The organism is Candidatus Chlorohelix allophototropha, assembly GCF_030389965.1.
In the GTDB taxonomy this organism is placed as follows: domain Bacteria; phylum Chloroflexota; class Chloroflexia; order Chloroheliales; family Chloroheliaceae; genus Chlorohelix; species Chlorohelix allophototropha.
Genome location: NZ_CP128399.1, coordinates 266,224 through 287,159, shown reverse-complemented (window position 1 = coordinate 287,159; position 20,936 = coordinate 266,224). Strand labels below are relative to the sequence as shown.

Here is a 20,936-nt window from a genome sequence, read left to right as displayed (position 1 = left end):
TTATGTCGAGCAAGTAAACTGCATAAATATGACAGAGAGCAGTAGTGTTCGTTTCGAGACTCCACAGTGAGGGGACCAGAACAAAATCGCAATAGAGAAGGGGCGGGCAATTAAGCCCGTCCCCTTGTCTTATAGATTCAATTAGGAACCGGGAGTGAACTTCGGCTTCACTACGGTGAAGTTGACCCACTTGCCATCCTTGACCTGATCGATCACGAAGTCGGTCAGGGTAGTATCGCCGTTCTTGTCAAAGCTCCACTTGCCGAGCACGCCATCGAAATCCTTGGTAGCAGCTACAGCGGCTAGAATAGCCTTGCGATCCTTTACGCCAGCGGTCTTGATAGCGGTCAAAGCGACGCTCATCATCTCGTAACCGTAAATGGTGTAGGCTTCTACGTTGCCGTATTTGGCTTTGTAGCGCTTCAGGAAGTCTTGACCTTTGGCAGGCAATTTGTCATCAGGAGTACCGGCAATGCTGGAGTACACGCCTTCAGCAGCAGCGCCACCGTCCTTGATGAAAGCTTCTTCGTTAATACCGTCAGGACCAATGAAAGGAGCCTTGATACCGGCAGCGCGGATGTCGGCTACCAGTTTACCAGCCTGCTGCTGGGTAATACCACCAAAGAAGATGGCATCTGGGTTCTTGGACTTGACAGTAGCAGCCAAAGACTTGTAGTCGGTTTCTTTACCGGTGATCGAAGCGCGATTGCTGCAATCCAGACCAGCAGAGGTGCAAGTAGCAGCAACTGCATCGGCAACGCCCTTACCATAAGCTTGGGAGTCATCGATTACGAAAACGGTCTTGGCGTTTAAGGACTTGATAAACTCAACATCGGCAGGACCCTGTACATCGTCCGCGGTTACTACACGGAAGTAGTTGCGAGTCTTGGCAGGATAATATACATCCGGCTCACCTTGCTCAGTCACGCCTTTGGCAGCGCGGGTTAGACCCGGATAAGTATTGGCAGGGCTGATCATCGCAATGTTAGCAGGGTTTAGCAACGGGATAGAAACTTTGGCAGCACCGGAGTTGAAAGTACCAAGGTAGATCATTGCATCAGGATCATTCAGCGCCTTGTTGGCGTTTGCTTTTTCCTGATCGGCATCCCACTGACCTTTGGCAGCGGTAGCATCATCCAACGCCACGTAGTCAATGGTGAAATTACCGATTTTGCCGGTACCGCCGGTAAAGTCATCCAGCGCCAATTTCGCGGCGTTTACTAAAGTTTCGGCTTGAGCCTTGCTCGAACCGGTCAACGGCAAGCTTGAGTAAATGCGAATGGTACCGCTAGTAGCACCGGCAGCGGCGGTAGTAGCGCCAGCAGCAGTAGTAGCGCCAGCGGCAGTAGTAGCACCGGCAGCAGTAGTAGCGCCAGCGGCAGTGGTAGCTGCAGCGGTGGTAGCGCCAGCAGCAGTGGTAGCTGCTTTAGTAGCTGCGGCAGTGGTAGCGGGAACTGGAGTGGCAGTATTGTCGCCGCAAGCAGCCAACAGAGCCATCACGGTGAAAGAAACTACCAGCAAAGCAAGCAACCGGAATTTCCTGGTCACACTATTCATTGTTTGAATTTCTCCTCCTGAATTGCCTTGAACAACTCATTCTTAATTGTTACAGCCGAGTAATCCAGTAAAATACTAGATAAAGCTGAAGCCAACTTAACTAAAAAACGTGGTTTGATTCTACTAACTAAGCTTTACACAATCATGTAAGCTACCCTGTAACAGGGCTTTGCAGCCGATAGGTTAACCAGACACTACCGGGCGAGGAGAGTATAAAGATGGTAAAAAGTTAAGGAAAATAGCGACTTCGCTTTGACGGGGGATTATAAGCCGATTGACTTACTTTGTCAAGCAAATCGGCATTTTGGCGGATGTGGAATAAAATTTGTAGCTTTTTTACAAAATTTTAAGAATTAGAACCATATTCTATTTGACTCCCCTATTGCGCCTCTGTAGAATTTGATAGCTTTTTTGCGAATTTGCAAAATTATAATTTCAAGAAGATAGGCTCATCAAAAAATGATTAAAGCCGAGAATTTAACCAAGTATTACGGGCGCCGTAAAGTTGTACGTGAAGTCAGCTTCGAAGTTGAACGCGGCGAAATTGTCGGTTTGCTCGGGCCTAATGGCGCGGGTAAAACCACTACCATGCGCATGATTACTGGATACCTCAATGCCAGCGGTGGCAGGGCGGTAGTTGCGGGCTTCGATGTCAGCGAAAACCCCCTAGAAGTACGAAAGCGGTTAGGCTATTTGCCCGAAACCGTACCCCTTTATAATGATATGACCGTACAGGCATATTTGGATTTTACTGCCAAGCTAAGAGGAGTACCATCCCGTGACCGCCGTCGCCGAATCGCAGAAGTGATTGATATGTGCCGAATCTCCGATGTGGCAGGTCGGGTAATAGGCAAACTCTCACGCGGTTACAGACAAAGGGTCGGGTTAGCGCAAGCTATCGTACATAACCCTGACGTAATTATTCTGGACGAACCAACAGTAGGTTTAGACCCGCGCCAGATAATCGAAATCCGCCATGTTATTCGCAATTTGGCGGGAAACCACTCAATGATACTCAGTACGCACATCCTGCAAGAAGTCAACACCTTGTGCGACCGGGTAATTATTATTAATCAGGGGCGCGTACTGGTTGATGATACTCTAGCCAATCTGGAAAGACAGGGGCAAGAGAGCGAACGTTTGCAACTGGAAGTACGAGGGAATTCTGGGTTAATTCTGCATACTTTGCAAAGTCTGCCCGGTATAACCCAAGCCAATCTCAACCAAAAAGATGATGTAGAACCGGGAACAATTAATCGGTACACCGTAGATGGAGAACCCGGTGGCGACCCTCGTGAGGCTATAGTATCTGCTCTTACCGCTAATGGCTTTGGTTTGTTAGAACTTAAAACTGCCGTTCCTACCCTTGAGGAAATCTTCGTAAAAATTATTACTGAAGATTTGCCTATCGAAGATGAGTTCGAAACCAAAAACCAGCAAGAGGAAAATCTGGATGAAAGCGAAGAGGAAGAAGATGAGGAGTTGGATGACGCACCTGCTGTTTCCAAAAATGGAATCAAACAGGCTCCTTCCTTCCTAAGCGAAAATGAAGACGGCGAGTTAATTGAACCCGATTCGTCGGACAAGCGCGATTCGGACAGGAAAAAATAAATCCATGAAAAACACTTATTACATCACCCAGCGAGAGGTATATGCGTATTTCGCCTCACCAATCGCATATGTGATTATGGCAGTCTTTCTGGTATTCAGTGGCATCTTCTTTTATAGTTATGCCATTGATGTACAGGAAGCCAACCAGATTATGCGCTCGTGGTTCAATCTGGTGGGCTTCTTTATGCTCTTCTTCGGCTCAATCGTAACTACCCGCCTGATTGCGGAAGAACAGCGCACCGGTACTTTAGAATTGCTTTTTACCTCACCGGTACGCAACTGGGAAGTGGTACTAGGTAAATGGCTGGCTTCAATGGTACTGTTTGGAGTAGCGCTACTTTTCACCTTCTATTATTTGCTTATACTAGTAATCCTTGGTGGCAAAGTTGATCTTGGTCCGTTAGTATCTGGTTACCTCGGATTACTGCTGGAAGCAGGCGTATTCTCGGCTATCGGCTTGTTTGCCAGCGCCCTCACCTTTAATCAAGTAATTGCGGCGGTTTTAAGCCTAGTATTCAGCCTGATACTTTATATTTTAGGACCATTGGTGGTAAGATCCGGCACTACCGACTGGATTGGAAACACCCTTAACTTCATCACCCTGCAAACCCATATGCAAGGCTTCGCACAGGGCGTACTGGATTTGCGTGACATTATATTCTTCATATCCTTGATAGCGCTCTTCCTGTACGGTACGGGGCAATCCATCAGCACAAGGAGGGCTGCCTAAATGCGTGGTTCTGCAACTAAACAAGTTGGGCTTTTTGCCGGCTATTTGATAGTACCGTTGTTTATAGCCAGCATAATCAGCCTCATTACTTTCCAAAAATTTGAACCTATAGTTATCGTCTTCCTGCTGGGTTTGGGAATATGTCTTGCACTATTCACCGCAACTAACCCCCAAACCGTTGGCATGATATTCAGAACCCACGCCGTCAGAAACGTGGTCGTAACCACTATTATCGTTATATCGGTTGTGGGAATTGTAGTTCTGGTCAATGTGCTGGCAACCCGTATTACGGTGCGGGTCGATACCACCAAAAATCAGACTTTTAGCATTTCAGACTCAACCGTTAAAGTGCTGGATAAGCTATCCGAGCCGGTTAAAGTCAATATTTTCTATAGCACAACTTCAGCTTCACAACGCGACAGCGCGATTGACTTGGTTAACGAGTATAAGGCACGTACCGATAAGATAAACTACCAAATCTACGACCTCCAATCATTGGAAGGTTTCACTAAAGCGCGGGATATGAAAGTTGCTACCGACCCTACCGTTGTGGTGGAGCAGGGAACTAAGCAGGAAACCGCTGCTACCATAGACGAACAGGGCTTAACCCGCGCAATTATCAATCTTGGCGCTAAGGTTGACCGACGGGTGTTTTTTGTAACGGGTCATGGTGAGCGCGGACCTACTTTTAACAGTGATGCCACTCAGGGCGATGGTTTTAGTATGGCATCCGCTGCCCTTACCAACAACAATTATAAAGTTGATACGTTGGATTTGATTACCCGAACCGGGGGAGATAAAAAACCCGTTCAACTGGTTCCGGCTACCGACATTCTAATTTTCGTTGCGCCTTCCAGCCCGATGAAATCGGAAGAAATCCAGTTTGTAACTACTTATTTGAAGCAGGGCGGACGAGCGATGTTCTTTTATGACCCGGCTAATCTGCTAAAGTCAAATTCTACCACTAGCATAAACGACATCTTGAAACAATGGGACGGCGCGCCAAAGTTCAAGGAAGGGCTGGTTTTAGAAACAGACCCCGGTTACGTTTCGCCTCAAAATCCGACAGTGTTGATACCCAACGTAGAAGCTACCCAGAACATTACACGTGGTATTGGTTCTAACCAACCGGTAGTATATGCAATCAGTGGCTCAATCGATAAAGGCACAGACACTACCGGTTTTACCTCATTGCTTACTACTAGCGCATCTTCGTACATTAAAACGGATGCCACACAATTGTCCCAAAATCAGGCAGCTTTTGATGCACAAAAAGACCAGCGCGGTCCGCTAATTGTAGCTGCCAGCTACGAAACCGCCGCAAGTGTTAGTGCAGCCACAGGCGCAACTCCCACAGCAACCGCCACAACGCCTACGCCAGCCCCAACCGGAAATGGCAAAACGCGCTTCGTGCTTTTTGCAGGTACTAACTTTGCCAGTGACAACACTTCGGTTGGTATAAATCAAGGTAGTAACTTCAACCTTTTTGTGAACTCCATCAATTGGCTGGCAGAAGCTAATGATGCAATAGTGATCAATAACAAAACACAGGATACCTCGCCTATCACCATCAGCAAGGCGCAGGATACATTTATCTATTACTCAGTCGTATTCGGTTTACCGATTTTGGTATTCTTTATCGGCTTTGTAGTCTGGTGGAGGAGGCGCTAAATTGAAACGTTATCGCCCCGCAATTGCAATCGCCGTTTTCTTCGCAGCGCTATTAGTTGTAGTGCTGCTTACTCAGCCGAGTCCAATTCAGGCACCTGCCAATGTTACACCAACGGTATCGGCAGAACAACTAAAGTTGCAAATTATCAGTTTTCCCGAAAAAGAAAGCCCCACCCGGTTGGAGCTTAAACGGGCTAACCCGGCTAAAACGACAGTTTTTAAAGTGGATGGTAACTGGAAAGTAGAGGGGCAAGACAGCTTTGTGCTGGATAGCACCACAGTCGCCGATACTGTGCGTTCGCTTAGCAACCTGAACGGCACTCAACTGGTTGATGAAAATGGTACGAACCTTGCCACCGCAGGGCTGGACAAACCAACCTTTGAAATCACTATTTCCGGTAGTAGTTTTAACAAAACGCTTCAGGTCGGCATCAGCAACACTGTAACCGGAGCTTATTACGTTAAATTGGCAGATTCGAATAAAATCTGGGCTTTAGCACCCGGTTTGATTGATCAGCTAAAAGGTTGGGTTGACCAACCGCCGCCCTTGCCACCGACTCCTACTCCGTTGCCTACGTTACCGCCTACTCCTACACCATCACCTACAGTAGCGGCTAGCGGGACACCGGATTCAAACCTGACACCTGCGCCTACACCCGTAACAACAACAGTGGCAACCACGACCGCAGCAACTACAACTGCACCGCCACCTACTACAAAATAACTAAGGCGAGTAATTAATAGACCTTAGAGGGACGCACTCCGGTGCGTCTCTTTTTTTGAAGTATTTCATTTATACTCTAATTATGTGATAATTTTTTAAGGTTTGGGGCTGTTACCTAGGAGCATTAAAATATATTAGTAAATACTTAACCCTTTTTGTAATGTTTATGACATATTATATGTTTATTACTTGAATAAATTGTAATTTATGCCACTTGAAGAGGCTGTAGAAATAATTTCTAGAAATCAATTGTAGAGCATTTTTTTAAAAGAGGTGGGAATAGCTAATGTCAATGAATCTAAATAATATAACCTATGACTCGCATGTCATTAATGACATTGAAATACATATTCCTAGCGATCTTGTTTTCGAACGAGTAGTACGGGAAAGCGCCGTGGTAGTGGCAAAGCACCTTGGATTTGTCGAAGAACGCATTGCCGACTTGCAACTGGCAGTCAGTGAAGCAGTGACAAACGCTATCGAACATGGAAACCAGTGTAACACTTCAATAAAAGTAGGCGTTAAATTTATAATCAGTCAGGACAAGCTTGCAGTACAGGTCACTGATAAAGGGCAATGGGAAAGCGCGTTGGGTGCAATGGATAACATTCCCGATAAATGGAATCTAGAAGAACGGTTAGAGCAAGACCTGACAAGAGGTATGGGATTTTTCCTGATTCAGAACCTCGCCGATAATACCGAATTGACAGCCAGTGAAGAAGGGGGAACACAATTTACCATGTGGTTTAATATTCAGAAGGGTAAAAACAATTCACAGAACGTTAATATCGAAATGGAAGGTCCAGAACCAATTTATTAGATAGCCGTCTATACAGTAACTTATGGTTTTTTTATTTAAGTAGAGAGGATTTAAAAACATGACGCTCAAAATTGAGCAAGCTAATGAACTCACTATTATTCGCATAATGAACGATAGCATAGATGCAGTTTCTGCACGTGAAATCGCCGCTGCTAATGATCAAATGCAGCCCATCACCATTATGGATTTCGGCGCAGTAATGTTTATCAATTCAGCCGGAATTTCAGCGCTACTCAAATTGGTTATAGAAGCACGCAAACAGGGTAAGAAATTATACGCAGTAAACGTTACTGCTCATCATCGCAAGGTATTCGAAATGGTAGATATGTTGAGATATATGCCAATCGCTCGTATGGAAGATTTCCTCCCGGCAAGAAAATCATAACCACAACGAAAGCAATTTGATGGTTTTGCAGCAGCCTGAAAATACAAAAAAAACCAGTTCTGAAAAACGACTCTACTGGATTATATTCGGGTTTGGGGTTATTTCAGCGTTTATAGCGCTGTTAGTGGGACTCCTTGCAAATGAAGAAACTAACAGCAGGAAAATCTGGCTCCAACTTCTGACCGCAACGGTTGTATTTGCCTATGTACTAATATTTGATATTCCCTTCTTATCCAGAAAATTCTCAAACAAGGTTTGGGTTGCCGGGGCGATTATTATAAGTGGAACTGTGTTTGCTTTCTCAACCATGACAGGGCTATACCTAAATATTCTGCAAGTGCCATTAATTCTGGCAGCCGGGCAACGCCTAAACAACGGGCGATTGATTGTCTATTTGAGTACATTGGCTTCAATTATTCTAGCTGCTGCTGAATTGATTTTTTGGCTCACCGGCTGGAATAAAGCTCAACCTGATATACAGATTGTAGTGCCGGTAATCGTAACCTTGTCCTCCTTGGGTTTGACTCTCGTTTTATACATGGGTAGACAAAACCTAGTAATTGACCATTACAAACAGGAAGCCGAGAGCAAAGCCAGCGAAATGAAAATTGCGCACGAAATCCAGTCCAGCCTGATGCCACCCAATACAATTACTACCGATAACTGGAGTATGGTTGCCCGATCAGTTCCGGCGCAGGAAGTGGGCGGGGATTTTTACGAATATATTCCATATCTCAATAAAATTGGCGGTATTGCCGTAGGCGATGTAGCCGGCAAAGGTATTCCCGCCGCGCTACAAATGGCAGTAGTGCGTACTGTATTCCGCATCGAAGCGCGTCGCCGTATCTTTCCTAGCGAAACTATTTATTCGGTAAATACAGCACTCCAAGCAGAACGCGGCTTCGGGATGGTCACAATGCTATACGCCTTTGTTGACCCCACCACCAATACCTTGCACCTTGCTAATGCGGGACATAATTACCCGATCATTCTCAATGAACGGTTGGAAGAAGTAGCAATGCCGGGTTTGCCTTTGGGAATCGCCGAGGGAGTCGAATACGAAGAGCGCCAGATAAAAATTGCGCCCGGCACCAAAGTGATTTTTTATACCGATGGAGTAGTAGAAGCCATAAATGTGAAAAACGAAATGTATGGCTTTGATAGGTTCCGTGAGGCAATCAAATATTACCAACATTACGAAACGCATGAAATGATCGACAGATTATTTAATGAGATTTCGGATTTTACTGCGGGCGCACCCCAAAGCGACGATATTACTATAGTGGTTTTGCAATACCTGCCAGTTACTGCCAAAACAGATCCAGAAGAGCAAAAGCGCGATTTGGAGTTGATGTTTTCGGGAGCAAATCCGCTTAAAAACTCTGATAAGAGTGTCTCTGAAATAGAGATGGAAACCGAATCGATTAATTGGATCTAAATATTACAAGGTCTTAATTGGTTAAAGAAACTATTGCTATATCTATTTGTTAATATAAAATAGGGATATAGCCTAAAGCGGTTGGCAAAGAATTGCCGTTATGAGAAGGGTATTCATAAATAATCGGTTCTTAGTTTTAGACCGGATACTGCCAGGGTAATAGATTCAAAGAGCTAAGGGGAAAATTCCCTCGAATTTAAAGCTCGAAAGGCGTGGTAAAAATGAGTTTTGGTCGGGAAAGTAACACTCCGGCACCTGCATCTCTCGGCAACCAACCGATTGCCAAAATCGGAGAAGGCTATCAAAAGCTGGATGACCGATTGTTGATTCTTGACCTTGACACCTTTATCGGCAGTGAGCGTTTCATGAGCGGCTCCAGCCTCGGGGCAGCTTTCGGCACTGGTATGCGCGCGTATCTTGATGGGCGTTATACCGAATCGGTTCAAGAATTCAAGCAAGCGCTTATCGCCGCATACGTAGAAGGTAATGAGAACACCCAGATTTGGGATCGCGAACGCGCCATAATTCATCTCTACCTCGGCAATTCCTACGCCTTTCAGGATTCCTGGAACGAAGCTCTAAACGAATATATGAACGCCACCCAGGTTGATAGTCAACTGGCGGAGGCGCATTACAATATGGGAGTCGCGTTCCGGGCACTCAGCAAACTGTATGAAGCGGTTGCAGCTTTCAAATACGCCCTCCAGTATAACCCTGAGTTATACGAAGCCCGCTTTGCGCTTGGTCGGTGCTATCACGAGTTAGGCGATTACGCTCACGCTTATATTTCTTACACGATTGCCCGACAACTTCGCCCTAACGCGGCTGAACCAATCTATTACCAAGGTTTGTTGCATCAGGCACACGGTGAAATGAAACAAGCCGCCAAGTGTTTTGCCGAAGCGCTTCAGGTTGAACCTGATTATATGCGAAACGCCAATGCGGTGGTAGACTCCGAATTTGGAAGCGGTGAGCAAGACCCAAGTTGGTATTACCGTTTGGCGGACGAACTCAAGGCACAGGGAAATGTGGTTGGGGCATTACGCGCCTATCAAGCGCTCTTGCAAGCAAAGCCCGACGAAACCCGCGCCCGTTACTATATGGCAAATATTATGGCACGCCAGCGAGAATGGGAGCGTGCTATTGTCGATTATAAGCGTGTGCTGAAAGATGATCCAGAATTTTATGCGGCACGTTATAAACTTGGGCTGGCGTATCGCGCGCTACAACGTCTCAAGGAAAGTTATCATACCCTAGTACAATGTGCGCGCCAACAACCCCATGATGGCGTAATATTTCTGGGTCTGGGAATAGTCCTGACCGATTTAGGGCAGCTAAACCTATCTATAAAAGCCTTCGAGCGTGCCGCCTACCTACTACCAGAAGAACCACAAGTGCATTACCGACTCGGACGCGCCTTAATAAGCGCCGGTTACGAATCGCGGGCGTTGGCGGCTTGGAAACGCGCGATTGAGTTAGACGAACGGTGGGGCGCTGCCCGTTATGACTTAGGGTTACTTTACCTCAAACGAGGGCGCTACTACGAAGCGGCGGAAGCCTTCGAGTCGGTTTACAAAATGCACCCGGATGACCTTGAAACGGCATACTTCCTAGCAGTTGCCTACAAAGAAATCGGGCGGTTGGAAGAAACTATCGAACTACTCAGCAAAGTAGTAGAAGTGCGACCGGAACATTACATGGCTCATTTCCATTTGGGCGCAACCTATTTGCGAGTGGGTAATGCCAATGACGGTCTTAAACACATCAGGGAGTACGAACGGCTGAAAGGCATTCAGGTTAAGCGTTCCAATAACTCGGCGAATCTCCAAAAAGCGCTTAAAGAACAGTTAGAAGAAAAGCAACGTAACGGAGAACTTACCCCTGCCCAAATGGAAGCAGCTGAAATTCGCGCGCGCATTGTTCGCAATATGCCGCATTCTCATTATAACTCTCGGCAAGACTCTAGCTCCGCGATCAATGGAAACACCGCCCAACCGGGTATATCTTTAAGTAAAAATTAGTGCAATTCTATTTTGCTTCCCCTAACCCCTCCATGATCAAGAGGGGTTTTTGAGCTTGTTGAAAGTATAGGTATCTGCATTTATAATAGCCGTGCAAATTTATACAAGAACAATGTATTGTTTTAGAAAGGTTTTATAACGTGAGCTTGACCGATAATAAACCGGAAACTATTCAAAATACTACAAACACTGATAAGCACCTTTTCTCGCCTATCACTATCAAAGGCGTGACTTTTCGCAATCGAATAGTGGTTTCACCTATGTGCCAGTATAGCGGTGAAGATGGGTTCGCCAACGACTGGCATCTAGTACACCTCGGCAGTAGAGCAGTGGGTGGAGCAGGTTTGATTATTGCCGAAGCAACCGCAGTTGAGGCACGTGGACGCATCAGCCCCAACGATCTGGGAATCTGGAAAGACGAGCATATAGAAATGCTCAGCCGAATTACGCGCTTTATTAAAGAGAACGGTTCAGTGGCAGGAATCCAACTGGCGCATGCCGGACGCAAAGCCGGCGTGGCACGACCCTGGGAGGGCGGGAAGCCGGGTGGTTGGCAAACTGTTGCGCCTAGCGCAGTACCCTTTGAACCATCGCATCCCGTACCGCACGCGCTTACCCTCGCTGAAATCGGAGAGGTAATCGCCGCTTTTGGAGTCGCCACCAAACGTGCGGTTAGCGCCGGATTTGAAGTAATAGAAATTCACGGGGCACATGGCTACCTAGTTCACGAATTTCTCTCGCCCATCTCTAATCTGCGAACCGATGAATATGGCGGCAGCTTTGAGAATCGCGCCCGGCTATTGCTAGAAATTGTGAGAGCGGTAAAAGCCGAGTTGCCTAGCGAGTTGCCCTTATTGGTGCGGCTCTCTGCCACCGATTGGCTACCCGATAACCCCGATAGCTGGAAACTAGAAGATACAGTGCAGTTAGCCCGCCTATTGAAAGAAGAAGGGGTTGATGTTATTGATGTTTCTTCCGGTGGAAATGCCTATAACCAGAAAATCCAGCTTGCACCCGGCTATCAAGTTCCTTTTGCCGAAGCCATACGGCAAGGTGCAGAGATATTGACGGTAGCGGTGGGTCTCATTACCGGAGCAGAACAGGCAGAGCAAATTGTAAATAGTGGCGCGGCAGATTTTGTAGCGTTAGCGCGTGAGTTCCTGCGCAACCCCTATTTTCCATTGCAAGCTGCCAGAGAACTTGGTCAGGACATTACATGGTCGCCCCAATATATGCGGGCAAAATAATGGTCAATCGGCAAATTCACTTTTAAGGGAAGTCTGTTATAATATTAAAAACTGACTTATTTTCACTTTCAAGGTCACTTAGTGTTAGTATCAAAAGCATCAGCCAGATATTACACCAAAACTTTATAGACAGGCTGTGCATACCGCGATTTCGATTGTAAATAGTAATGGCGCAAAAAGATAAAACTTGCCCTTCCTGTGGCAGAATTTACGAACCTCTCGATTGGGATGGTCCTGATTGCCCATTCTGCGAAGTTAATCTGGAAGAAGTAGGCACAAATTCCAGCTTGATTTCGAATTTAATTAGCACAAAATTGGAATGGCCCGCCGGGCAAAAGCGTAAAATGATAACCCGGGTTGGCGGCAATATGAATGCGCAACTTTTAAAAGCTCAACTTGAGTCTTCCGGTATTCCGGTCTATCTGGAGTCTGAAGCAACAGTGCTGCTTGGGGATATGCAAGAAGTTCATATTTACGTGCCGGAAAACATGGCGCAAGAAGCTATTGCAATAATTGGTTCGGTATGAAGAATTCGCACAAAATTGTTCTTTACAGCAAACCCGGATGCCACCTCTGTGAAGATGCAAAGGAAGCGCTCAATTCACTCTCCGGCGAATTTGATTTTATTCTGGAAGAGTTTGATATTAACGAAGACTCTACGCTTTATGAACGTTACAAATACACTATTCCGGTGATGGTAGTGGACGGGAAAATTGAATTGGAAGCGCGTATAAACGCAAGCAAAATTAGACGCGCTTTTAATGACGGGTATGGCCCAACTTATCGTATCCTTAAAACCAAAGCTTAGTTGTACTATACGAATTGGCTGAAAAAATGCAGACCTTATTTAGACTTGGCAAAAAGCTGGTAGATCTAACTCCTATTCCTTTCTGGTTTGCGCAGGGACGGCGAGAGTTGCGACAACGTTACCGGGATGGAGTATCAATCCTTTTCTACGCTGCCTCTGAGACCTTCTTTGATGTAGAGATTCGTGGACGTAAAAATTTTACCTTTACCCCCGGAACTTTGATTGCATGTAGTCATAAGCGCGATGCCGATGTCGCTATAGTCATACCTCATTTATACAATTTCCGCCGTCCTACTCGCCAACGCCGTATGCGCGGATTATACGAAGTAACCCGTGACGATTTTATGGAAAAAGGCTTTCTGGTAGCTTATTTTCCATGGCTGGATTGGGCGCGACCTGTACTCGCCCGTATCAATATTGCGCGTCCGATGCGCGACCTGCAAACCTGCCCCGTTAAATTACCGGATGAGCAGACTATTAGCCAACTTTTGCAGGAAACCATTCGGATTGAAGGCAATCTGAAGGCGATTGAAGCAATTGAGGACGAGTGGCGGGTAAAAATGCTGGGTACAGAAGCAAATAACCCTCGTTTAACCTTGAAGGATGCTTTCTTGCGTGCCCCCCTAGCTTTGTTATCTCAATATGCCACGCCACGCATCTTCAAAGAGCACCTGTATATCCGTATTCGTGAGCGCCATTACCAGTTGATGAAACAACAGTTGCATGGTATGACACGTATCCTCGAACGAGGTGGCTCAATTTTCATTTTCCCCGAAGGCAAGGTAACACCTAACGGTCGTTTCGGGAAAATACGTGCCGCCCTTACCAGAGTAGTTCAAGGAGCACGTACCGAAGTTCGTATGCTTCCCGCCAATGTCACCTATGATTACATGGATTCAGTTCGTCGCCCTAAAGCTATTATGGTAATCGGCAAGGAAATAACTAATATTAAAAGCTTCCCCAAAAATGAACTGGCAGATTTGGTGGGCAAGGAAATCGCCGGATTAGCCGTTCTTACGATGAGCGGGCTTGCCAGTCGTTACTTGCTAGAAGCGGTTGAAAACGGCAAGGATAAAGTTCATTACGCTATTATGCGCGATGAACTTTGGAATCAACTTTGTGAGCTTAAAGCAACGGGGCTTGAAGTGGATATGCGGCTTGAAACTCGCGCCGGATTTGAGAAAAGGCTGCAAAGCTATATTCATTATTGCAAAAGCAAAGGTGGGATTTTTCTCTCCGAAGTGACGCGACAGGAAAGCAAAGCGCAAGTGCGAGACAGCGAGTGGTTAGCGCTAGATGTACTGGCTTTAAACCGCAAGGAATGCCACAAACCCGGTGATCATCCGGTACTATACTGTGCAAATGAACTGATGAGTTTGCTGGAAGCGCGAGATTTGGTGGAAGAGCAAGTTGCCGAAACCGACAATGTTATTTCTTTCCAAAATTACCGCCGACAGGGCAACGCCGTATAAAGTTAGTAACAGTAATAAAATTAAAAGGGCTGCCGGAGATTAACCGGAAAGCCCTTTTTTGATTAGTGGAATAGCAGATTTCACTTTCGCTAGGGGAGCAGTTGGAACATGACTTTTGTTAGTAACTGTTCGGGAGGAGTGTCAGCAGGATCGTTCAAATACATTTCGCAGGCAATTCCGGTCGGAGTGTAGCCATTTTCTTTAATCCAAGTAGAAAGAGTCTCATAAGCAGAACCAACTTCTTGGTACGAGCCTTTGTATAAGCAGGTAGCATATTTTCCAGCCGCTATTTCATTGGCGATAAATTCGCCTTCGCCTGCAAGCGGCTTGGAAACAGGGAAACCTGCCTCTACATCAAGGTTTTGCATATCCATATTGTAGTACATAGCAAAGGGTGGTCCAGCAGGTGGCGCATTCAATTTACTCAGATATTGAAAAACCATCCCATAAGCTTTGCCAAAAAACTGAGGTAATTCTTGTGCACTGGTTCTAGTGCGCATGGATAATACAGGTTGCGCAGCTAACTCTTCAAGTCCACAGGTTAAGCCCATAATGCCCGTTCTCCTTTCTTATTGCACACTTCTATAAAATCAGATGGCATAAATAGTATAGCAAGCATTAGTCAAAACTGACATTAATTTTAGTAAAAATGTTCTATACATTTCAAAGGGAAAGACTGCAAACTTGTGACTTCCCGACCTTATATTTCTAACTATTAGTTTCCACGCATGCCAACCTTACAGCGTAGCGCCAAGAATCCAGGGACAAAATTCTTCCTCACCGATTCCCTGCGCCTCACTCTTACTTTGCTTACCACTGGCAACCGCAATGACCTCTTCAAAAATGCGCCTACCCACTTCCTGAGTGCTAATCCCATCAAGCACCACGCCCGCATCTACATCAATATCGCCCGGCATATTTTCATAAAGGGTTGAATTGGTGGAAACTTTGATGGAAGGCGCGGGCTTGAAGCCAAATACAGAACCGCGTCCGGTGGTAAAAGCAATCATGTTTGCGCCACCCGCTACCTGCCCCGTAGCTGAAACCGGGTCATAGCCGGGCGTATCCATTATCACCAGACCACGCTCGGTGACAGGATGGGCGTATTTATAAACTGCGTTCAGTGGGGTAGAGCCACCCTTCGCTATTGCGCCCAACGATTTTTCATAAATCGTAGTAAGACCGCCCAGTTTGTTACCGGGCGTAGGGTTATTATCCATTTCCATTCCATTAATCGAGGTGTAATGTTCCCACCACTTGAAGCGTTCCAGCAACGCCTCGCCGACCTCTCGGCTTTTGGCGCGCCGGATTAGCATATGTTCTGCCCCGTAAATTTCAGGAGTCTCACTGAGAATCGCCGTGCCACCCTGCCTTACCAGTTCATCCACGCAAAAGCCAAGTGCCGGATTAGCAGTGATGCCACTCCAGCCATCGCTCCCACCGCACTGTAGCGCCAACGTTATTTCGGAGACAGGAATCGGCTCACGCTTGACAGCGTTTACTTCCGGTAATAAATCACCCACGATGCGTGAAACCTCAGCCACTACCCCAGAGATGCCGTGATTCTCCTGAATAGTGTAGAAAAGCGGCTTTTTCCAGCTTGAGTAATTGCCGTTTTCGCCCGACAAACCCATGCTCTCAATCATGTCACGCACCTGATTGATTTCGCAGCCCAAACCAACCAATACGTATGCGCCCACATTGGCATTAACCGCCATACCCGCCAGAGTACGCTGGAGTTGTTCAACCGCATCGCTACCAAGGCGCATTCCGCAACCGCTCTTGTGAGTTAGCCCGATTACCCCATCCACATTTGGAAAATCACGCAAGGTTGCTTCTCCAAAACGATTTTGAATCAGGCGAATGGCGCTGGCTGAACAATTGACCGTACCGATAATGGCAATATAATTGCGGGTAGCAGCTTTCCCATTGGGACGTTTGTAGCCCATGAAGGTGCGGCGCAATTCGGGCGCTACATATTCTACTTGGCTATAATCTACTCCAAATTCATAATTCTGGTTCAACGCGCCTACGCTCAGGTTATGGGTATGAACATGCTGCCCAGTTTGAACCGCTTGCGTGGTAAAGCCGATCACCGAACCGTAACGGCGCACCGGACTTCCTACTGCAATATCCCGCAGCGCCACCTTATGCCCCGGCTGAATTAATTGCACTACTTCCACCAATTTTCCGGCATCTTGCGCATCATCGGGTAAGCGCAGTAGCGCCCCTGACAGCAGAGTCATGCGAGCGATTGCTACATCATCGCCGGGATGTAATAGCACCGCTACCTCGCGCAAGTTTACAGGTTCTCCCCGCTTGGGAGTAGAATTTATCGCCAGATTTATATTATTCGAGTTCATACGCACTGAATCCATAATTTTCCTATCGCCAATCTTGAATTTAAAGTCATTTTTGCTATTCTAGTCCAATAAGCTATATATGTGCCACTACTTACTCCAGAAAGCCAGTTCACCAACCCCTGCTTTGTAATATTGTCCGCTGTTCGTACCATCCACCTGCAATATATAAATTTGCGGCTCACCCGGCTGTGGTTGCAAGATAGCAGCTTTATCATAACCCCCGAAAACCAGCGCCTTGCTATCCGGCGACCAGATAGAATCACTCTGGCTATACTGATCAGAATAGCCCAAAATCTGAGCGGTTGCTTCACTCGGTCCCCATTCCATCAGCAGCGCGCTTTTTTTAGAAACTAAATCGTACACAATCCAAGTGAAAATATTGGAAGTAGGGTTGAGAGTGACATAGGCAATTTTGCGAGAATCGGGCGACCAGAAAAACGCCAGCACGATTCCATCATCAATTTTGGTCTTGGTAGCAGCGGTAACATCCGCCAGATATAAAGCATCGTAAAAATCCCCGGTAGTAGCTTGTGACATAAAAGCCAGTTGCTTGCCATCCGGCGACCAGTTAAAGGACATACCCTCACCGTTGCCAACCTGACGGCTTAATTCTTTGCCAGCTTTATCTGAAATAACCAACGCCTGTGGTTTACCGGGACTATCAGCCGCAGCTACATAGGCAAAACGTGTGCCGTCACTCGACCATTCCGGCGCTCGAAAAGAACCCGGTTTAAACGGAATATTCTGATTCTTGCCACCCGGATTTTTTGCATCAATAATATTGAGAGTGTCATTATTAGCATCAGTAGTATGAACTAACAAAGTAGCATTGTCTGAAGCCCAACTACTGTACACTGGTTGCCCTTCCAGCAACTTGCGGGGTGCAGATGGTTTAGCTACAGACCCAGTAGAAGTATCAGCCACCTGTAATTCAAGCGTTCCATTTCCGCCCACCAACATACTAAGAACGTTTCCATCCGGTGAGAAGTTCAGATAAATACCACCGGTTGGCTCACTATCCCGTACTTTATAGGCGCTTGTACCGTCTTCCTTTACTACCCACACATCCGAGGTGACCAACGCCCCGCTCTTTATATTCAGAGAAATAGCTGCCAGTTTCTTACCATCTTTGCTCCATGTCGGGAAAGCAAAGATTTGACCATCGCCGCTTTGAACCGGGTTAACACCTGCTTGTCCCAATAAAATTTGTGGGCTTTTTCCATCCAGACGAGAGAGATAAAGTTGTCCATCATTGCCCACAATACTAATTTTACCCGGTAAGCCCGTTGGAAGCGGTTGCGGGGTAGCAGGTGGCAAAGTAGCGGTTACAGGCGCAACAGTATTTGAAAGGGCAGTTGTAGCCGCAGTAGTCGCTGCTAGTGCAGTCTGTGCGACGGTAGGAAGCAGTACCACCGGGGTAGAGGTAGCACTGGCGGTAGTTGCAAGCGCAACAGTTGTAGAGGCAGGAGAAGTGGGTTTTGGCTCGTCTCCGCACGCTGCCAGCACCAAGCCTAATAGTGCCAGAACGGGCATTATACGCCCAACCCATATAAATTTATCTTTCATAGTTATCCTTTTCTATTAAGGGGTTTTGATTTGTGCTGATTTTATCACTAAATAGAGGTTGTAAGTAACTTGTAGCGAATCCGAAGCTCAATTAACGCGATTTAGCTTATTTGCGACTTTAAAAACTCCTGTGCTATAATTTCGCCCGGTTGTTGGGTAGATAAAAGTTGGATTTCTTATAGGTTAATTCTGCTTTTTGCACATCTGGAACATTTATACAAAGAATCTCTAGCAAAAGGAAGCTTCTGGTGCAAAAGCCCGTCGGCAGTACCAAATCCAGTATAGGGCTTCAACTGGTAGTACCGCTGGCTTACCTGCTATTGGCATTGTTATACACCTATCCTCTGGTTTTGCACCTAACCGAATCTATCCCGGCAAGTTACCCCGATAGCAACCAGAATATCTGGAATTTTTGGTGGGTACGCACCTCCCTTTTTGAACGGTTCAAAAACCCCTATGTTACCGACGTACTTTTCTATCCTTACCGAAATGCTGCAAACCCTCTTCAGCTTTATTACCATACGCTGCAACCTACCCTGAGTATTCCGGGTGGCATATTAGCAAGTTTTCTGGGCAACGCGGCAGCTTTCAACCTAATAATTTTAACCGGATATGTTGCTACAGGTTGGGCAGCGTATGCGCTGGCGCGTTATTTCATGGGTTACACTTCTTACATTGCTCCTTTTCTGGTGGGCGCGTTCTACAACTTTGGGGCATACCACCAGCACAGTGTGGGACGCGGACAAATCAACGTTCACTGGCAACAATGGATACCGCTCTACCTACTATTTCTGCATAAAGCTCTGTCGAAAAGTTCCACCAAAAACACTTATTTGTACCCAATGCTGGCAATCCTGTGCCTATGGCTGACTTTTTACAGCGATTGGTATTATTTTACCTATCTGGGAATGTATAGTGTAGCCTTATACCTGTTTATGATCTGGCGCAGTTTCAGGAAGGGCAAAGAAGGGTACAACTGGCGCGAACTTAGTCTTAGAGCTATAAGCATTGGAGCAGGCGGGTTACTATTGCCAGCCCCTATTGCGCTTGGAGCTTTTCGTAGCAACAGCGATGGTTTTCTGGTTTTCAATTACGACCTGTCAAGGCAAGAAACCATCCTCGAATCAAGCCCACTCTTCGGCTTATTTAACCCCGAACGTAGTGATGGTTACCGCACCAATCCCTATTATCTGGGCTTTGTAGCGTTGGCATTGGCAGGATTAGGCTTGTGGGTGTGGTGGCGAAGTGAAAATAAGCGTTGGCTGTGGTGGTGGTGCGGAATAACACTAGTAACATTGAGCCTTAGTCTCGGTCCATATTTGCGTCTTAACTTTAGCGATGATCCTGCCACACTATTGAGTAGCGGCATCCCAATGCCCTACCAATTGCTTGAAAAAATCCCTCTTTTGAATTTAGCACGTAGCCCGTTACGGTTGCTTTCGCTGGCTACGCTAGGTATCAGCCTGATGGCAGGCTATGGGGCAGGCTGGATCATAAGTAAATGGCATTTCCTACGATTCCCTAAATCTAGGTATGGAATAGCCGCCACTCTGTTATTGGCTTTATTCATAGCTGATACTTTGGCGCTACCGCTTAAACAAGACTCGTTATACTACCCCACCTATTTTCAAGAAATCGGCAAAGATTCCGACCGCAGTTATGGTCTGTTGGAGTTGCCTATCACCTCCCACTATACCCGCGACAGTCGCCGTATGTTCTTCCAGACCATCCACCAACACCCTATTGCGGGAGGTTACGTTTCCAGACGTGTAATCCAGCTTTACGAAGGAATAGAGCCAATCGGCGCGTTTTTCAATTTCCCTCCACAAAAGTCGGAGGCTATTTTTGCAGCTAACCCACAGCCGCAACTAAAATTGCTACAGCTTTACAACATCCGGTATGTGGTTTTATACCGAGATGAAGGCTTATTCAGTCAGGAAGATATAAAAGGTCTTGAGGAATATTTAAAGGGGCTGAGCGGCGCTGCGGTATTTGATGATGGGCGTACCGCAATTTTCCATGTGCCGTCTGCAACTGATAGCCAGACAGCGTTGCTGGCAACGAGCGGTGGTGGCTATGAAGTTCAGAAATTGCCGGATGGACGCGCCTATCGCTGGGTGGAGAATCGGTTGGAAATTCAGATTGTGACAGCAAAAGCCGGGGAAGTACAACTCGATTTACAAGCATGGAGCTTGGCAGCAGGCAACCATCTCGAAATAACCTTAAATGGGTTAACCCAACCGCAGTTGAACTTAACGCAAACACCTCAACCACAAACCTTAAAACTTAACCTTAAAACCGGAAGCAATTTGTTGAGTTTTACCAGTTTATTGCCCGCTGCCTTTCCACAAGAGCTACAAATGCCGTTCAGTGATACACGCCGTTTGGCATTTGCAATTGGTGATTTGAGCTTACAAAGTTAGCCTAGCATAAGAGTTATCATCACTTCTTACCTCAATTTTTACAGTATTTAACATCAGAGTAATTAGTTCTACAAAAAATAGAGGTGTAGTGGAAACTACT

At 46.4% G+C, this 20,936-nt stretch carries 17 protein-coding genes; 13 read left to right on the top strand and 4 right to left on the bottom strand.

The window, feature by feature from the left end:
- Positions 1 to 141 precede the first annotated feature (141 nt).
- Entirely contained in the window at positions 142 to 1,557 is a 1,416-nt protein-coding gene (locus OZ401_RS01270; protein WP_341468900.1) for a branched-chain amino acid ABC transporter substrate-binding protein, read from the bottom strand.
- Positions 1,558 to 2,016: 459 nt separating this feature from the next.
- Between OZ401_RS01270 and OZ401_RS01265 the strand changes: the two genes are divergently transcribed.
- The 12 genes from OZ401_RS01265 (at position 2,017) to OZ401_RS01210 (ending at position 14,484) form a co-directional block, all read left to right on the top strand.
- Positions 2,017 to 3,168 (top strand): ABC transporter ATP-binding protein, encoded by a 1,152-nt coding sequence (locus OZ401_RS01265; RefSeq protein WP_341468899.1) that lies wholly within the window; start codon positions 2,017 to 2,019, stop codon positions 3,166 to 3,168.
- Positions 3,169 to 3,172: 4 nt separating this feature from the next.
- Positions 3,173 to 3,898: an ABC transporter permease gene (locus OZ401_RS01260; protein ID WP_341468898.1), complete on the top strand. Its 726-nt coding sequence runs from the start codon at positions 3,173 to 3,175 to the stop codon at positions 3,896 to 3,898.
- On the top strand, positions 3,899 to 5,569 hold the full coding sequence (locus OZ401_RS01255; protein WP_341468897.1) for a GldG family protein: 1,671 nt from the start codon (positions 3,899 to 3,901) through the stop codon (positions 5,567 to 5,569). It abuts the gene before it with no gap.
- Between the two features lies 1 nt (position 5,570).
- Positions 5,571 to 6,293 (top strand): DUF4340 domain-containing protein, encoded by a 723-nt coding sequence (locus tag OZ401_RS01250; protein ID WP_341468896.1) that lies wholly within the window; start codon positions 5,571 to 5,573, stop codon positions 6,291 to 6,293.
- A gap of 286 nt (positions 6,294 to 6,579) precedes the next feature.
- Entirely contained in the window at positions 6,580 to 7,113 is a 534-nt protein-coding gene (locus OZ401_RS01245) for an ATP-binding protein (protein WP_341468895.1), read from the top strand.
- A 58-nt stretch (positions 7,114 to 7,171) separates the two neighbouring features.
- Entirely contained in the window at positions 7,172 to 7,498 is a 327-nt protein-coding gene (locus OZ401_RS01240) for an STAS domain-containing protein (RefSeq protein WP_341468894.1), read from the top strand.
- A 19-nt stretch (positions 7,499 to 7,517) separates the two neighbouring features.
- On the top strand, positions 7,518 to 8,936 hold the full coding sequence (locus OZ401_RS01235; protein WP_341468893.1) for a PP2C family protein-serine/threonine phosphatase: 1,419 nt from the start codon (positions 7,518 to 7,520) through the stop codon (positions 8,934 to 8,936).
- 221 nt (positions 8,937 to 9,157) lie between these two features.
- A complete protein-coding gene (locus OZ401_RS01230) occupies positions 9,158 to 10,957 on the top strand; it encodes a tetratricopeptide repeat protein (RefSeq protein WP_341468892.1) in 1,800 nt (599 codons plus the stop codon).
- Between the two features lie 140 nt (positions 10,958 to 11,097).
- Positions 11,098 to 12,204, top strand: coding sequence for an NADH:flavin oxidoreductase/NADH oxidase (locus OZ401_RS01225; RefSeq protein WP_341468891.1), 1,107 nt, complete (start codon positions 11,098 to 11,100; stop codon positions 12,202 to 12,204).
- A gap of 167 nt (positions 12,205 to 12,371) precedes the next feature.
- Complete coding sequence (locus OZ401_RS01220; RefSeq protein ID WP_341468890.1) at positions 12,372 to 12,731, top strand: putative signal transducing protein; 360 nt, start codon at positions 12,372 to 12,374, stop codon at positions 12,729 to 12,731.
- Positions 12,728 to 13,012: a glutaredoxin family protein gene (locus OZ401_RS01215; protein WP_341468889.1), complete on the top strand. Its 285-nt coding sequence runs from the start codon at positions 12,728 to 12,730 to the stop codon at positions 13,010 to 13,012. The genes OZ401_RS01220 and OZ401_RS01215 overlap by 4 nt, the downstream gene beginning before the upstream one ends.
- A gap of 26 nt (positions 13,013 to 13,038) precedes the next feature.
- The gene (locus tag OZ401_RS01210; protein WP_341468888.1) at positions 13,039 to 14,484 is read left to right on the top strand and encodes a lysophospholipid acyltransferase family protein; all 1,446 of its coding nucleotides are present in this window, start codon (positions 13,039 to 13,041) and stop codon (positions 14,482 to 14,484) included.
- An 89-nt stretch (positions 14,485 to 14,573) separates the two neighbouring features.
- Here OZ401_RS01210 and OZ401_RS01205 read toward each other — a convergent pair whose 3' ends face one another.
- The 3 genes from OZ401_RS01205 to OZ401_RS01195 form a co-directional block, all read right to left on the bottom strand.
- The gene (locus OZ401_RS01205) at positions 14,574 to 15,035 is read right to left on the bottom strand and encodes a GyrI-like domain-containing protein (protein ID WP_341468887.1); all 462 of its coding nucleotides are present in this window, start codon (positions 15,033 to 15,035) and stop codon (positions 14,574 to 14,576) included.
- 186 nt (positions 15,036 to 15,221) lie between these two features.
- Positions 15,222 to 16,862 (bottom strand): UxaA family hydrolase, encoded by a 1,641-nt coding sequence (locus OZ401_RS01200; RefSeq protein ID WP_341468886.1) that lies wholly within the window; start codon positions 16,860 to 16,862, stop codon positions 15,222 to 15,224.
- Positions 16,863 to 16,934: 72 nt separating this feature from the next.
- The gene (locus OZ401_RS01195) at positions 16,935 to 18,413 is read right to left on the bottom strand and encodes a TolB family protein (protein ID WP_341468885.1); all 1,479 of its coding nucleotides are present in this window, start codon (positions 18,411 to 18,413) and stop codon (positions 16,935 to 16,937) included.
- 248 nt (positions 18,414 to 18,661) lie between these two features.
- Between OZ401_RS01195 and OZ401_RS01190 the strand changes: the two genes are divergently transcribed.
- On the top strand, positions 18,662 to 20,836 hold the full coding sequence (locus tag OZ401_RS01190; RefSeq protein WP_341468884.1) for a hypothetical protein: 2,175 nt from the start codon (positions 18,662 to 18,664) through the stop codon (positions 20,834 to 20,836).
- Positions 20,837 to 20,936 lie beyond the last annotated feature (100 nt).

What these genes read in the sequence shown, in the direction of transcription:
- OZ401_RS01240 (WP_341468894.1), top strand. Translation starts at nt 7,172, where the DNA reads ATGACGCTCAAAATTGAGCAAGCTAATGAACTCACTATTATTCGCATA.
- OZ401_RS01235 (WP_341468893.1), top strand. Translation starts at nt 7,518, where the DNA reads ATGGTTTTGCAGCAGCCTGAAAATACAAAAAAAACCAGTTCTGAAAAA.
- OZ401_RS01245 (WP_341468895.1), top strand. Translation starts at nt 6,580, where the DNA reads ATGTCAATGAATCTAAATAATATAACCTATGACTCGCATGTCATTAAT.
- OZ401_RS01265 (WP_341468899.1), top strand. Translation starts at nt 2,017, where the DNA reads ATGATTAAAGCCGAGAATTTAACCAAGTATTACGGGCGCCGTAAAGTT.
- OZ401_RS01205 (WP_341468887.1), bottom strand. Translation starts at nt 15,035, where the DNA reads ATGGGCTTAACCTGTGGACTTGAAGAGTTAGCTGCGCAACCTGTATTA.
- OZ401_RS01220 (WP_341468890.1), top strand. Translation starts at nt 12,372, where the DNA reads ATGGCGCAAAAAGATAAAACTTGCCCTTCCTGTGGCAGAATTTACGAA.
- OZ401_RS01270 (WP_341468900.1), bottom strand. Translation starts at nt 1,557, where the DNA reads ATGAATAGTGTGACCAGGAAATTCCGGTTGCTTGCTTTGCTGGTAGTT.
- OZ401_RS01215 (WP_341468889.1), top strand. Translation starts at nt 12,728, where the DNA reads ATGAAGAATTCGCACAAAATTGTTCTTTACAGCAAACCCGGATGCCAC.
- OZ401_RS01230 (WP_341468892.1), top strand. Translation starts at nt 9,158, where the DNA reads ATGAGTTTTGGTCGGGAAAGTAACACTCCGGCACCTGCATCTCTCGGC.
- OZ401_RS01255 (WP_341468897.1), top strand. Translation starts at nt 3,899, where the DNA reads ATGCGTGGTTCTGCAACTAAACAAGTTGGGCTTTTTGCCGGCTATTTG.
- OZ401_RS01195 (WP_341468885.1), bottom strand. Translation starts at nt 18,413, where the DNA reads ATGAAAGATAAATTTATATGGGTTGGGCGTATAATGCCCGTTCTGGCA.
- OZ401_RS01200 (WP_341468886.1), bottom strand. Translation starts at nt 16,862, where the DNA reads ATGGATTCAGTGCGTATGAACTCGAATAATATAAATCTGGCGATAAAT.
- OZ401_RS01210 (WP_341468888.1), top strand. Translation starts at nt 13,039, where the DNA reads ATGCAGACCTTATTTAGACTTGGCAAAAAGCTGGTAGATCTAACTCCT.
- OZ401_RS01260 (WP_341468898.1), top strand. Translation starts at nt 3,173, where the DNA reads ATGAAAAACACTTATTACATCACCCAGCGAGAGGTATATGCGTATTTC.